Origin of the sequence: Curtobacterium sp. TC1 (genome assembly GCF_019844075.1) — a bacterium.
Classification (GTDB): Bacteria; Actinomycetota; Actinomycetes; order Actinomycetales; family Microbacteriaceae; genus Curtobacterium.
The window spans coordinates 3,491,826-3,505,064 of sequence record NZ_CP081964.1 but is presented as its reverse complement, the minus strand read 5'-3'; the positions used below and the strand labels follow the sequence as shown (position 1 = coordinate 3,505,064).

The window sequence follows — 13,239 nt, the reverse complement described above, 5'->3', positions numbered from 1 at the left end:
ATGGGCGAGACACCGCAGATCGACGACGCGACCATCGAGGACCTCCGCGCGCGACTGCGTGCCACGCGCTGGCCGGACGCACCCGCCGGCGCCGGGTGGTCGCTCGGGGCGGACGTCGACGAACTCCGGGCACTCGTCGCGTACTGGGCCGACGGCTTCGACTTCGACGCGCACCGGGCACAGCTCGCCGCGCTGCCCAGCCGACGGCTGACGATCGACGGCACCGGGATCCACGTGCTGCACGTCCGAGCCGGCACGCCCGACGCGTTGCCGCTCCTGCTCGCGCACGGCTGGCCCGACTCCGGGTGGCGGTACCGCAAGGTCCTGCCGATGCTCGTCGAGGCCGGGTTCGACGTGGTCGTGCCGGACATGCCCGGGTACGGCTTCTCCGACGCGCCGCCGCAGCCGATCGACGCCCGCGCGGTCGCCGGCATGTGGGCCGAGCTGATGACCGAGCTGGGCCACGAACGATTCGCCGTCGCCGGCGGGGACATCGGCACGCACGTCGCCCGCTACCTCGCGCTCGACCACGCCGACCGGGTCGTCGCCGTGCACCGCATCGACGGCGGGCTCGCCTGGCCGGGCATCGACCTCGACACGTTGTCGCCGGAGGAACGCGGGTTCGTCGCTGCGACCGCCCGCTGGCGCGACGCCGAGGGCGCCTACGCGATGATGCACCGCACCAAGCCGCAGACCGTCGCGGTCGGCCTGAACGACTCACCCGCCGGACTCGCCGCGTGGATCGTCGAGAAGCTCCGGTCGTGGAGTGACTGCGACGGCGACCTGTGGTCGGTGTACACGCAGGACGAGGTGCTCGCACTGCTGACCGAGTACTGGGCCACCGGCACGATCGGCTCGGCGATGCGGATGTACCGCGCGAACGCCGCGATCCCGCCGGAGCAGTCGGCCCGCCGGGTCGAGGTGCCGTCCGGGTTCTCGCTGTTCCCCGGCGACCTGGTGGAGCCGCCACGGGCGTGGCTCGAGCGGACGACGAACCTGGTGTCGTACCGGATGATGCCGCGCGGGGGACACTTCGCGCCGTTCGAGCAGCCGGCCCTGTACGTCGACGAGCTCACGACCTTCCTGGAGCCGTTCCGCCGCTAGAGTGGACGGGCCAGCCTCTGTAGCTCAATGGAAGAGCAGTTCCGTCCTAAGGAAACGGTTGGGGGTTCGAGTCCCTCCAGGGGCACTGACTCCCCCTCAACCAGGCGTAGCAGCCTGGCTGGGGGCAACAGTGACCCGAACGGCCTGCTCGTCAGGGAAGTAGTCCAGACGCAGCCCCAAACGGTCGTAGAGGCGCGCTCGCTGCTCTCGGCTGGCGAGGCCCATCACTACCCGCATTTCACGCCCTACAAGCTCAAACAGCCGCAGAGCTTCCTCTGCGTTCGCATCGGTCATCTGAACGCTTTAGATGCGGGTCAGCACCTGTTCCAGCTCCTGCTCTCGCTGCATGAGCAACTCCTGGACGCGAGACGAACCCTGCCTTTCCAGAGCGGCAAGCAGGTTTCCGATGCTGGCCTGCAACGAGCGCTGCTGCACCTGCAACCGCTCCACCTCCCGTCTCACGAGGGAGGTGTTCTCTTGCAAGCTATGGCGTGCTACCCGAGCAGATTCACATCACTTCGTTCACCTGAAGAGGCCAAAGATTTCTTGTATTGAACTACTGCTGCTGGCAGCATGCGGCAGATAAATCGAAGAGAGACGAGAATAGTTTGCTCTTCCTCCTCGCAGTTCACTGCTTGGAGCAGCTACCCACGGAGGTGGTGCTTGCACCAGTGAAGCACCTCTTCACTGTTCTCACCCGAGTAGAGAAATGGAGTAACCATGAGCAAGGACACCCGCACCCACACACAAGAAGCTCTTGTGGAGGTAACGGATTTCGCTCGGCGTCGTTGGGGAACCGCAGCCGCCGAAGAGCAACTAGCGAGAACGGCGTGACTAAGGACCCGGTGCCAAGCCGAGGCACGGGGTCCTGGCTGCTGTCCCCTTGGGGGTGTCGCTCGTCCTGTGTAACCTGCGAGCATGAACGATCTGAGCGGCTGGAAGTCGCCGCTGGCCCATGCACCGCAGCGAGCCTTGGTGGAAGGATTCCCTGGCTGGGTGCGGCAACCACTCATCCCGTGGTTCAGGACTCACCTCGCACCAAGTCAGTCTTGGATGGACACTTCTGAGCTGCTTGCGTTCCAGTTGGCCACGCAGAGCGACCATGGCTTCACGGCCGAGGAGGCACACTTCCCGACCACGGTCGTCGGTTGGTTGCAGAAGTGCGACGATGACACGTTCGTGCAGTTCCTCCACTTCATGCTCTGGTTGGAGTCAGAGAACGGGACGCGTTACTCGGGCGTTGCGGTGGTTGAGGAGGTGCTAAGCAGCGCTGGAAGTAAGTGGGCAGCTGCGAACGTGGGAGGCAGGAGCGTTCTCGTTGAGCGGGTACCCGAAGGTGTGCTGAACTCGGTGACGGAGGCGCTGTCGGGTACGGACGCAGCATCGAAGAAGTTGCAAGAAGCCTGGTTCGATGCGTTCGGCACGAAGCCACGTCCATCCGTGGCGTACTACACCGCGGTGGTGGCGGTGGAGAACGCGGCTCTCGCTGTGATACCCGTGAACCACCCCGAACCACAACTCTCCATGCTGTTCTCCATCCTTGAAGCTGACAACCCGAAGTGGCAGCTCACGCTCCGTGACTCCGAGAAGGCCCCAGGAGCGAAGTCATTGGCTGCGATGCTTCGGACCCTGTTCCGCGGCCATGATTCCCGTCACGGCTCACCTGACGACTACAAGGACGTTGGGATCGAGCAGGCACGGGCAGCAGTGATGCTTGCAGCAACGCTCGTGTGGTGGTTCAGGAGTGGTGTAGTCGTCCCCGTGACGACAGACGGAGCGGCTACTTCACAGGCTTGATCGTCGGTTCAACGCCGACAACCTTCAAGAAACCGTCCTCGGTGCTGCACTGCTTGATAAGCCATGCCGTGTACGCGGGTGTGTAGGTGTAGTCCTTATGCGGTGCATCCCAGATGCACCACTCCTTACGTGTCTCAGCTGGTGAGTTCGTGTTCCCGTATGGGCGAACGTGCTGTGTCTTGTTCACGAGGACGAAGTGGCGTTGGTTGAACACGAACGGGATGGCAGAGGCAACCTCCGCGATGACTTGCTTTGGCTTGCTGTTGCCAGCGTTGGAGACAGCCACTTCCTTCGCATGCTTGATGACCATCCCTCGCTGCGCGAGCTTTTCTGCCGCTTCGCGTTCCTCGTCCGTCAGGTCATCCATGTTGAAGAACTGGATCGGCATATCACCCTTGCGGTTGCCTCTCTCCAACAAGACGGTCAGCCGCATGCAGTACTTCGGATCACGGGTCACTGCATCGTCAAGGCTGCTGTCGTACTCCGCGAGGAACGTCCGAAGGTCTGCTGGCAGGCTCTTCGTCATCCGCAGCAAGTCCGCCTTCCCCTTGTCGGTGAAACCGCCGATGAACACGGGGAACCTCAGGATGTGCGCGAGGGACTGTTCGCTGCCAGCCAGGGCCACAAGAGCTTCCTCGTAGTTCAATAGCAACGAGTGGCACTCGCCGCTCACTATGGACTGCAAGACCTCGTCGGCCCCGTTGTGCCGATGCTCGATCTTGTTGCGAAGCTTGATGAAGAAGTTGAGGTTGGCCCGAACAGGGTTCGCTGCGGCGGGGTACTCGCTCTTCACGAACCAGTCCAACGGGTAGTTCTCATACTCCCCGTCAATCTTCTTGTAGCGCAACGGCCTGTCGCTCTCTCGACGGCGATACGCCTTCTCTTTGCCGGCCTTCATCCACTTCGCCTGGAAGAGGTAGAGCCATGCGATGTGCATGTGAACGATGAACCCCTCCAAGGAACGAGCTTCTTTCGGGTCGTTGTACAAGCGCACGGCGAGCGTCGCTTCATCCTTGGACGCGTCCAGCATTCGCTGCCACTTATAGGGAGGGGCCATGCTGTGAGCCTCCCACAACTGAACACGGCTCAGGAGTGTTGGCGCGCTGTGTGGCCTTCACGCATGACTGACGTCTGGCAGCCAATCTTCGCTACGGGCCGCGAGCGCCTTGAGACCGAGGGCTTCCCATCATGGTTGCGCACCGCGCTCGTTCCGTGGTTCAGGTCACGGCTGTCGCCGCACGGGGACTACTTCTCTTCTCAGCCGCTCGTCGCCTTCCAGCTCAAAGCGAAAACCCACCATGGGTTCACCTCGAACGGTGTGTCCTTCGGTGGGCAGTTCATTTCGTTCCTGGAAGGGCTTGATGACGAGACCTACACGAACCTTCTCGACTTCCTGCTCCATTGGAAGGAGTCAGCTGCCTCCTGGCCGCTCCCCGTGTACGAGGAGAAGGTGGAAGAACCACTTCGGGCAGCCAACAGCGAGTGGGCGGTTGCGCGAGTCGGTGACCGTCCACGCCTCGGTCCCCCGTGATCTGGTTCATGCCCTGTATTGTCCGGGCGCAGCGGATCGGTTCCCGGTTCGCGGGCGAGTTCTCCACAACCGTCGCGCTGGACGGTAGCGACCCCCGGTCTCCCCGTACGATTGACCCCGTGTCCAAGGTCCTGAGCAGTCTCCCCGTCGGCGAACGAGTCGGCATCGCGTTCTCAGGGGGTCTCGACACCTCCTGCGCCGTTGCCTGGATGCGCGAGAAGGGGGCGATCCCCTGCACGTACACGGCTGACATCGGTCAGTACGACGAGCCGGACATCGACGCCGTCCCGAGCCGCGCCCACGAGTACGGCGCCGAGATCGCCCGCCTGGTCGACGCGAAGAGCGCCCTGGTGGAAGAAGGCCTCGTCGCCCTGCAGACCGGCGCCTTCCACATCCGCTCCGGCGGCAAGACCTACTTCAACACGACGCCCCTCGGTCGTGCGGTGACGGGCACGATGCTCGTCCGCGCTATGAAGGAGGACGGCGTCGACATCTGGGGCGACGGCTCCACCTACAAGGGCAACGACATCGAGCGGTTCTACCGCTACGGCCTGATGGCGAACCCGCGGCTGCGCGTCTACAAGCCGTGGCTCGACTCCGAGTTCGTCGAGGAGCTCGGCGGCCGCAAGGAGATGAGCGAGTGGCTCGTCGCCCGCGGCTTCCCGTACCGCGACTCCACCGAGAAGGCGTACTCGACCGACGCCAACATCTGGGGCGCCACGCACGAGGCGAAGAGCCTCGAGGAGCTCTCCAGCGGCCTGGACATCGTCGAGCCGATCATGGGCGTCGCCGCCTGGCGTGACGACGTCGAGGTCGCCACCGAGATCGTGAGCATCCGCTTCGAGGCCGGACGCCCCGTCGCGATCAACGGCGAGGACTACACGGACGCCGTCGCGCTCGTCTACGAGGCGAACGCGATCGGCGGTCGTCACGGCCTCGGCGCATCTGACCAGATCGAGAACCGCATCATCGAGGCGAAGAGCCGCGGCATCTACGAGGCACCGGGCATGGCCCTGCTGCACATCGCGTACGAGCGGCTGCTCAACGCGATCCACAACGAGGACACCGTCGCGTCGTACCACAACGAGGGTCGCCGGCTCGGGCGCCTGATGTACGAGGGCCGTTGGCTCGACCCGCAGTCGCTCATGCTCCGCGAGTCCCTGCAGCGCTGGGTCGCGTCGGCCGTCACCGGCGAGGTCACGCTGCGCCTGCGTCGCGGCGACGACTACACGATCCTCGACACCACGGGTCCGGCGCTGTCGTACCACCCCGACAAGCTCTCGATGGAGCGGGTCGGCGACGCCGCGTTCGGTCCGGACGACCGCATCGGTCAGCTGACGATGCGCAACCTCGACATCGCGGACTCCCGCTCAAGGCTCGAGCAGTACGCGGCCGCCGGTCTCATCGGCGGTGCGACGGCCGAGCTCGTCGGCGAGCTCGAGGCAGGCGAGTCCGAGGAGATCCTCGGCGGCGCCGTCATCGCCTCGGACGCCGAGGACGCGCTCGGTCGTCGGACGGACCTCGCCTCCGAGGGCGCGGCCTTCGACTCCGGCACCGACTGACCAGAGCGAGACCGTCCGTCGTCCTGGCGGCCATTCAGGCGGTGGCAGCGTCGAGCAGCGGCTCCAGCTGCTCGACGACCAGGTCGGGCCGCGTGATGAACGGGTGGTGCCCGGTCGGCACGTCGACGCTGCGCGTCGCGCGCGCCGCGTGCGCGCGCTGTAGTCCGACCGTGGTGCTGCGGTCCTCGGTGCAGACGAGGTAGGTCGAGTCGACGTCCTGCCACCCGGCTGCCGTCGTCGGCGTCACGAACGCCCCCGCCGACTGAGCGGTCACCCGGGCCCAGGCGGCGCGTTGCGTGCTCGTGTCGGCATCCTGCAGGAAGCGTGCACCGAAGGACGCAGCGTCGTAACCGGCGACGGCCAGGACTCCGTCACCGGCCGGACCGATCGACACGGGGTCGGGCTCGTCGGCCATGATGCCGGCCTGCGCGGAGCCGACGTCGGGCAGGTACGAGGACACGTACAGCAGCTGTGCGACGGCGTCGTGGCGTCCGGCCTCGGCGATCACGGTGCCGCCGTAGGAGTGTCCGACGAGGATCGCCCCGTCGCTGTCGCCGAGGGCGGCGCGCAGGGCGGCTGCGTCCTCGGCGAGCCCGCCCTCGGGGTGTCCCGCCGGTCCCTCGCCGCAGGACGGCAGGGCGACCGCCCGACTGCGGATTCCGGTGCGGCTGTGCAGCAGGTCGGCGGTGGGCTGCCACCACCAGGCACCGTCGCGGACGAGGGCGCCGTGGACGAAGAGGATCTCCATGCGTCGACGGTACGGCCGACCGGCCGGCGGCGCGCGGTCGGCCGAGAAGCGCATCGCGCTCGACGATGTCGGACGGAACCCCTAGCGTGGAGGTACCGGATCGGTCATCAGGGACCCGTCGTCACGATGCTCCTCACAGATGTGGGGTCTGGCACAGCGGGTCGATCCGGACGAATCCGAGATGCGCATCATCTCGACGAAGGGCTGGTCATCATGACCGCCAGAATGCAGCACGACTGGCACCGACACGGTCTCCGGTCGCCCGAGGACCTCGAAGCCCTCGTGGCCGAGCGCCTCGAAGGCACGGGCCACGCTTCCACCGCCACGGGCGACGCCCGGCGCGAGCCGTCCTACGCCGACTTCCTCGGCGAACAGATCTGACCCGTCCGGTCCGCTGCTCTACGGCTTGTAGAGTCTGTGCATGCGGACAGGACGAACGACGGCAGCTTCCCTCGCGATCGTCATCGGTGCGTTGTTCGCGATCCTCGGGGTCCAGCCGGCATCGGCGCACTCGGCGTTGACGAGCAGCACGCCCGCTGACGGCGCGGTCGTCACCGAGCCGCTCGACCGGGTCGATCTGACGTTCAGAGAGGCTCCGCTGGCGGGTCTCGACGCTGGACTGCGGATCCAGGTCACCGACGCCGACGGCACCGACGTGTCGACGGGCGACGTGACCGTGTCCGGGATGACGATGGGCAAGGCCGTCGACCTCGAGGACGGCGCGTACACGGTGCTCTGGCGGTACGTGTCGCCGGACGGGCACCCGATCGACGGCTCGTACGGGTTCGAGTACCGGGCCGCGGTCGCGACACCGTCCGTGACGACTTCGCCGACGGCGGAACCGGTGTCTCCGTCTCCGACGTCGTCCGCGACGGCCACCGGGGCCTCGGACGGTGCCCCTGAGTCCGCGCCCGGGATCGCGCCCGGCGTGTGGGTCGCGCTCGGCGCCGGCACGGTCCTCGCCGCTGGTGCCGTCGTCGTGCTCCTCCTGCGCCGCGGCGGCCGCGGCCGCGGTCGCGCGTAGCGCGCCCCGTTCACTTCGTGAGCAGCAATGGTCGGGTCGCCTTCCGGGACCCGACCATTCCTGCTCACCATGCGAACGCGAACGCGAACGCGAACGCGAACGTGAGCGCGCCGCGCTACGCGGCGGGCGCCTCCGCGAGCGCGGCGTCCGCCCGCTCCTCGCTGCCGGCGGCCAGGCCACGCGCGATCTTCCCGCGTGATGCCAGCCACAGCACGAGGGCGGCCACGAACACGATGACCTCGGTGACGGTGAGCGCCCAGATGATCCCGGCGAGCCCGAACCACACGTTGCCGAAGATCACGATCGGGATGAACAGCACGCCCTGCGCCAGTGACAGCACCATCGCGGGCAGCACCATGCCGGTCGCCTGGAACAGCGAGGTGAGCAGCCCCGTGAACCCGTTCACGATCGCGGCGACGAGCTGCGCCGTCAGGATCGTCAGGCCGATCGCGAGCACGGAGTGGTCACCGGAGAAGATCGTGAAGACCTGCTCGCGGAACGTGAACACCGCGCCGGAGAACACGAGGACGATCGCGCCGACCGTGACGGCGGCTCCGCGCAGGGCGGCCCGGAGCCGTGCGGCGTCGCCCTTGCCGAACGCGTAGGCGAGCAGCGGCAGGACGCCGATCGTGACGCCCATCACCAGGAACTCCGGGACCTGCGCGATGCGGACCGCGACACCCATGGCGGCGAGCGGGTCGTCGCCGTACGCGGCGGCGAGGTTGTTGAGCACGAGTGTGGTGACGATCAGGAAGGCCGACTGCAGCAGTTCGCCGACGCCGATGCCGAAGACGGGCTTCAGGACGTCGGCACGGAGGGTGAACCACTTCGGGGCGAAGCTGACGTTGTCGCTGTTCCGCTGCAGCCAGGTCACCCAGTAGGCGATCGACACGACGTTCGCGAGTCCGACGGCCAGTGCGGCACCGCCGACGCCCCAGTGCAGCACGAGGATGAACAGCACGTCGAACACCAGGTTCCCGATGGTCGACAGGACCAGGCCGATCATCGCCTGGCGCGCAGCACCCTCGGAGCGGACGATCTGCTCGAGCGCGAACGACGACGCGAGCACCGGGACGAACGCGAGCATCACGGCGACGTACTCGCTCGTCGCGGGGACCGCTGCGGCGTCGGCGCCGAGCACCGCGACGAGCGGTCGCAGGAACACGAGCCCGACGACGGCCAGGACCGCGCCGGTGACGACGGCGCCCCACAGCGCGAACGAGGCGACGTGCTTGATGTCCTGGGCCTTGGCGGGGTCGTGTTCCGAGGCACCGAGCAGGCGCGACATCAGGGCGCTGCCGCCGACACCGAACACGCCGCCGACGGCCATGACGATGCCGAGCAGCGGGGTGCCGAAGGTGATCGCGGCGAGGAGCGACGTGTCGTGCTGCGCGCCGATGAAGCCGGCGTTGATGACGTTGTACAGGGCGCTGACGACCATCGCGGCGGCCATCGGCACGCACAGGTGCACGAGGGCCCGGGCGATCGGGGCGGCGGAGAGGTACCAGCGGTTCGTGGCCGCGGCGGTGTTCTCGGGGGTCGTGGTGGTCATGACTGCCTCCTTCTGGGCAGGGCGGAGGGCGCGACGGGATGTCGTCGCGTGCGGGGGTGGGGCCGGGAGGCCCGTGGCGCGTCGAGCGGGCCGGTGACGTCGGTTCCGGGGCGGCGCTCCCGCGTCGGGGACGCTGCCGGGTCGGGGCGCTACCGCGTCGGCGGAGCGAGCTCCGCGGTCACCTTCTGCAGCAGACGCTGCAGGGTGGCCCGTTCGTCGGGGTCGAGTGGTGCGAGCAGGGTGTCGTCGAGGGCGACCATCGCGTCGGTGAAGCCGGCGATGAGGTCGGTGCCCGCCGGGGTGGCGTGCACGGTCTTCGTCCGGCCGTTCGTGGCGTCGGGGCGTCGTTCGACGAGGCCGCGCCGCTCGAGGCCCTGCAGGAGGCTCGAGACGCTGGCCGCGCTGGTCCGGGTGATCTCGGCGATGTCGCGTTGGATCGCCCCGGGGTTCTGCTGCAGGTACCCGAGCACGAAGCTCTGCTCGCGGGTGAGGTCCCGATCGCGGACCCACTCGTCGGCCGCCTTGCGCTGTGCCCATCCGATCCACCGCATGAGTTCGAGCGGGGTGGTGAAGTCCGGTGCCTGCATGATCAGAACTCTAACTGTTTGATATCTAACTGTCAACGGATGCCAGCCGCGCGCGAATGGCCCCCGGACGGGTGTGCTGGTCCATACTCACGGGCGAGTAAATTGCACCCGAGCGGACTCACCACCCGCCTGTCGGTCCCGGCGACGTTGCCGGGAGTCACTCGAGGATCAGGACGTCACCGTGCACGATCACGACACCCACCCGCTCGACCGTCGAGTCGGCCCGCCGCACGTCGAGCGGTTCCGGCTGACGCAGACCGCCGAGACCCTCGGGGTCGTCTGCACCTGCGCGATCGGCGTCGACCACGACAACACGATCCGACCGGTGGACGCAGAACCCGTCCGCTGAACACTGTGCGCACCGGTCGGTGCAGCGGGATACTGGGGTGGTGCGTGAACTCCAAGCCGCCATCGCCGCGGACCTCAACGTCCAGCCGACCATCGAGCCGGAGCAGGAGATCGCCCGCCGTGTCGGGTTCCTCCGCGACTACCTGCTCACGACCGGCGCGAAGGGGTTCCTGCTCGCCATCAGCGGCGGCCAGGACTCCACGCTCGCCGGGCGCCTGACCCAGCTCGCCGTCGAGTCGCTCCGCGCCGAGGGGCACCCCGCCGAGTTCACCACCGTCCGCATGCCGTACCGCGTGCAGGCTGATGAGGACGACGCCCAGCTCGCCCTGCAGTTCATCGCGGCCGACCCGGGCATCACCGTCAACATCGAGCACGGCGTCGACGGCGTCATGCAGGACACCGCTGCCTCCGGCGTCGAGCTGAGCGACTTCGTGAAGGGCAACGTCAAGGCCCGGATGCGCATGGTCGCCCAGTACGCCGTCGCCGGCCAGCGCGGGCTGCTCGTCGTCGGGACCGACCACGCGGCCGAGGCGGTGACCGGCTTCTTCACGAAGTACGGCGACGGCGGCGTCGACCTCACGCCGCTCACCGGCCTGTCGAAGAGCCAGGGGCGGCAGCTGCTCGAGCACCTCGGCGCCCCAGCCCGGCTGTACGAGAAGGCCCCCACCGCGGACCTGCTCGACGAGACGCCCGGCCAGACCGACGAGGCGAACCTCGGGCTGTCCTACGCCGAGATCGACGCCTACCTGCAGGGGCACGACGTGCCGCTCGAGGTCGCCGAGGCGATCGAGGTGCGCTACCGCGCGACCGAGCACAAGCGCCAGGTCCCGGCGACGCCCTTCGACGACTGGTGGCGTGCGGGCGCGTAGGCGCCGACGCGACAACCGACAGGAGGCGCGCTGCAGGTGATCCTGCAGCGCGCCTCCTGTGCGTCCGCGCGGTCTCCTAGGATGGGAGCCGACGGAACAACAGATGCGGAATCCAGGCTGTCGCCTGGTCCGGAGGGGGAGTCATGGAAGTCCTGTTCGCGCTCGGAGCCATCCCGCTGGTCATCGTGGGGATCATCGTCCTCGCCGTGATCGCGCTGATCTACGCGAAGGTCGTGTACCGCAACGCCGGCGCCGACGAAGCACTCATCATCACCGGCAAGCGCTCGCGCAAGGTCAAGAACGACGACGGCACCGAGACCGTCGAGTCCGGCATCAAGGTCGTCCTCGGCGCCGGCGTCCTGGTCCGGCCGTTCTTCGAGAAGGTCGCGAAGCTCTCGCTCAGCTCGCGGGCGATCGACATCAACGTCAACGCGCAGGACTCCCGCGGCGTGACGATCGACGTCGAAGCGGTCGCGCTCGTCAAGGTCGGCGAGACCGACGCCTCGATCCGGGCGGCCGCGCAGCGCTTCCTCGGGCAGGAGAAGAAGATCGACGACTTCGCGCGCGAGGTCCTGTCGGGTTCGCTCCGTGCGTCGATCGGTGCGACCGACGTGTCCACGATCATCCGCAACCGCGACCAGCTCACCGTCGCGGTGCTCGATGTGGCGAAGGACGCCCTGCACAGCCAGGGCCTCGACGTCGACTCCTTCGAGATCAAGGGCATCTCGGACCGCAACGAGTACATCAGCGACCTCGGTCGTGCCGAGCGCGCCCGCGTCCGGCTCGAGGCGGAGAACGCCGAGGCGCAGGCCGACCGCGAAGCGCGAGAGGCCCGTGCCACTGCGGACCAGGCCATCGCCGAAGCCGAGAACACCCTGGCGATCCGTCGTGCCGCGCTGCAGCTCGACGCCGACCGTGCGTCGGCCGAGGCCGCAGCCGCCGGGCCGCTCGCCCAGGCCCGTGCGGCGCAGGGCGTCGTCGAGCAGGAGCAGATCACCGCGCAGAAGCGTGCAGAACTGCGCCGTGCCGAGCTCGAGTCCGAGGTCTCCGCCGTCGCCGAGGCGCAGGCGCGCAAGACCCGTGTCGAGGCCGAAGCGGCCGCCGGTGCCCAGGTCGAGACCGCTCGTGCCCAGGCCGAGGCCCGTCGCATCTCGGCCGAGGCGATCGCCGCCGAGGCGAAGGCCGAGTCCGAGGCCCGGAAGCTGGCCGCCGACGCCTCCCGTGCCGAGGGTGAGGCAGCTGCCGACGCGATCCGTGCCAAGGGTCAGGCCGAGGCGGACGCCACGAAGGCCCAGGCCGACGCACTCGCGCAGCACTCCGAGGCCGTCCTGCGTGTCAAGGCCATCGAGACGTTGCCGAGCATCGCCCGCGAGCTCGCGGCGCCGATGGGCAACATCGACAAGCTGACCGTGGTGTCCTCCGACGGCGCCGGCGCGCTGTCGAAGAGCGTCGTGAGCCAGTTCAGCGAGGTCGACGCCCTGCTCGGGACGACCGCCGGGTTCACCTTGAGCGACATCGTCAAGAGCGCGACGACGGGGCAGGCCGCAGCCCGGGCCGTCGTCCGCGAGCAGTCCACCGGCGTCGTGGAGCCAACGGAGTAGTCGTCAGCGGTACCCGGAGCGGGCGTGGCGAGGATCAGTCCTCGTCGCGCCCGTTCTCGTCGCGGCGCTCGCGCTGCTGTCCACCGGCATCCTCGCGCTGGCCGCCGCTGCGCTGGCCGGTGTCGCGCGGGTCTTCAGTGGCGGCGGCATCGCGCTGGTCGGCGAGCCGCTGCTGCCAGACGACGCTGCGGGCCGCGCCCTCGAGGACGTCGTCGACGCTGCGCCCGGTCTGCGCAGCGAGCGCGCCACTGAGCCCCGCCGTCAGGGTCCCGCCGGCCGACGCCAGCCGCTCGACCACCTGCTCCTGCCGTGCCGTCAGGGGTTCGTCGACCATCTCGTCGATGGTGTCGCGGATGTTCTGCTCGCTCGCGTCCAGTGCCGCCTCGTCACCGGAGTGCAGTGCTGCTGCTTCTCCGACGACGACGAGACCGAGGCGCGCGGCGTCGTCTTCGGGACGCGGAGTGCGGTGCTCATCAGTCATGCGGGGGACCGTACGCTCCGTGGTGCCGCGCTTGC

The 13,239-nt window shown here is 68.2% G+C and carries 15 protein-coding genes and 1 tRNA gene; 10 read left to right on the top strand and 6 right to left on the bottom strand.

The genetic code is table 11. The features are described 5' to 3' along the window. Together KZI27_RS17790 and KZI27_RS17785 are read left to right on the top strand one after the other, a co-directional pair. A complete protein-coding gene (locus KZI27_RS17790) occupies window positions 1-1,104 on the top strand; it encodes an epoxide hydrolase family protein (protein ID WP_222658657.1) in 1,104 nt (367 codons plus the stop codon). A 13-nt stretch (window positions 1,105-1,117) separates the two neighbouring features. Further along, a tRNA-Arg gene (locus tag KZI27_RS17785) sits at window positions 1,118-1,189 on the top strand. A gap of 11 nt (window positions 1,190-1,200) precedes the next feature. Here KZI27_RS17785 and KZI27_RS17780 read toward each other — a convergent pair. Then, window positions 1,201-1,398 carry a hypothetical protein gene (locus KZI27_RS17780; RefSeq protein ID WP_222658656.1) on the bottom strand — a complete coding sequence of 66 codons (198 nt, stop codon included), beginning with the start codon at window positions 1,396-1,398 and terminating at the stop codon, window positions 1,201-1,203. A gap of 624 nt (window positions 1,399-2,022) precedes the next feature. Here KZI27_RS17780 and KZI27_RS17775 point away from each other — a divergent pair. Next, window positions 2,023-2,901 (top strand): hypothetical protein, encoded by an 879-nt coding sequence (locus KZI27_RS17775; protein ID WP_222658655.1) that lies wholly within the window; start codon window positions 2,023-2,025, stop codon window positions 2,899-2,901. On the opposite strand, the gene KZI27_RS17770 is transcribed toward KZI27_RS17775, so the two are convergent. Further along, a complete protein-coding gene (locus KZI27_RS17770) occupies window positions 2,885-3,958 on the bottom strand; it encodes a DUF3644 domain-containing protein (protein WP_222658654.1) in 1,074 nt (357 codons plus the stop codon). The genes KZI27_RS17775 and KZI27_RS17770 overlap by 17 nt on opposite strands. Before the next feature lie 63 nt (window positions 3,959-4,021). Between KZI27_RS17770 and KZI27_RS17765 the strand changes: the two genes are divergently transcribed. Together KZI27_RS17765 and argG are read left to right on the top strand one after the other, a co-directional pair. Further along, window positions 4,022-4,432, top strand: coding sequence for a hypothetical protein (locus tag KZI27_RS17765; RefSeq protein WP_222658653.1), 411 nt, complete (start codon window positions 4,022-4,024; stop codon window positions 4,430-4,432). Window positions 4,433-4,551: 119 nt separating this feature from the next. After that, window positions 4,552-5,994: an argininosuccinate synthase gene (gene argG, locus KZI27_RS17760; protein ID WP_222658652.1), complete on the top strand. Its 1,443-nt coding sequence runs from the start codon at window positions 4,552-4,554 to the stop codon at window positions 5,992-5,994. Between the two features lie 34 nt (window positions 5,995-6,028). Here argG and KZI27_RS17755 read toward each other — a convergent pair whose 3' ends face one another. Next, on the bottom strand, window positions 6,029-6,742 hold the full coding sequence (locus tag KZI27_RS17755; protein WP_222658651.1) for an alpha/beta hydrolase: 714 nt from the start codon (window positions 6,740-6,742) through the stop codon (window positions 6,029-6,031). Window positions 6,743-6,955: 213 nt separating this feature from the next. Between KZI27_RS17755 and KZI27_RS17750 the strand changes: the two genes are divergently transcribed. Beyond that, complete coding sequence (locus tag KZI27_RS17750; protein WP_222658650.1) at window positions 6,956-7,123, top strand: hypothetical protein; 168 nt, start codon at window positions 6,956-6,958, stop codon at window positions 7,121-7,123. A 40-nt stretch (window positions 7,124-7,163) separates the two neighbouring features. Further along, window positions 7,164-7,766: a copper resistance protein CopC gene (locus tag KZI27_RS17745; RefSeq protein WP_222658649.1), complete on the top strand. Its 603-nt coding sequence runs from the start codon at window positions 7,164-7,166 to the stop codon at window positions 7,764-7,766. Window positions 7,767-7,881: 115 nt separating this feature from the next. Here the strand turns inward: KZI27_RS17745 and KZI27_RS17740 are convergent, their stop codons facing one another. Then, entirely contained in the window at window positions 7,882-9,318 is a 1,437-nt protein-coding gene (locus KZI27_RS17740; RefSeq protein ID WP_222658648.1) for an MATE family efflux transporter, read from the bottom strand. A gap of 149 nt (window positions 9,319-9,467) precedes the next feature. Continuing rightward, window positions 9,468-9,905, bottom strand: a complete 438-nt coding sequence (locus KZI27_RS17735) for a MarR family winged helix-turn-helix transcriptional regulator (protein WP_222658647.1) — start codon at window positions 9,903-9,905, stop codon at window positions 9,468-9,470. 181 nt (window positions 9,906-10,086) lie between these two features. On the opposite strand from KZI27_RS17735, the gene KZI27_RS17730 reads away from it, so the two are divergent. The 3 genes from KZI27_RS17730 (at window position 10,087) to KZI27_RS17720 (ending at window position 12,723) form a co-directional block, all read left to right on the top strand. Then, window positions 10,087-10,254, top strand: coding sequence for a hypothetical protein (locus KZI27_RS17730; protein WP_222658646.1), 168 nt, complete (start codon window positions 10,087-10,089; stop codon window positions 10,252-10,254). A 40-nt stretch (window positions 10,255-10,294) separates the two neighbouring features. After that, the gene (gene nadE / locus KZI27_RS17725) at window positions 10,295-11,122 is read left to right on the top strand and encodes an ammonia-dependent NAD(+) synthetase (protein ID WP_222658645.1); all 828 of its coding nucleotides are present in this window, start codon (window positions 10,295-10,297) and stop codon (window positions 11,120-11,122) included. A gap of 143 nt (window positions 11,123-11,265) precedes the next feature. Further along, complete coding sequence (locus KZI27_RS17720; protein WP_222658644.1) at window positions 11,266-12,723, top strand: flotillin family protein; 1,458 nt, start codon at window positions 11,266-11,268, stop codon at window positions 12,721-12,723. Between the two features lie 34 nt (window positions 12,724-12,757). On the opposite strand, the gene KZI27_RS17715 is transcribed toward KZI27_RS17720, so the two are convergent. After that, complete coding sequence (locus KZI27_RS17715; RefSeq protein WP_222658643.1) at window positions 12,758-13,204, bottom strand: hypothetical protein; 447 nt, start codon at window positions 13,202-13,204, stop codon at window positions 12,758-12,760. Window positions 13,205-13,239: the final 35 nt, after the last annotated feature.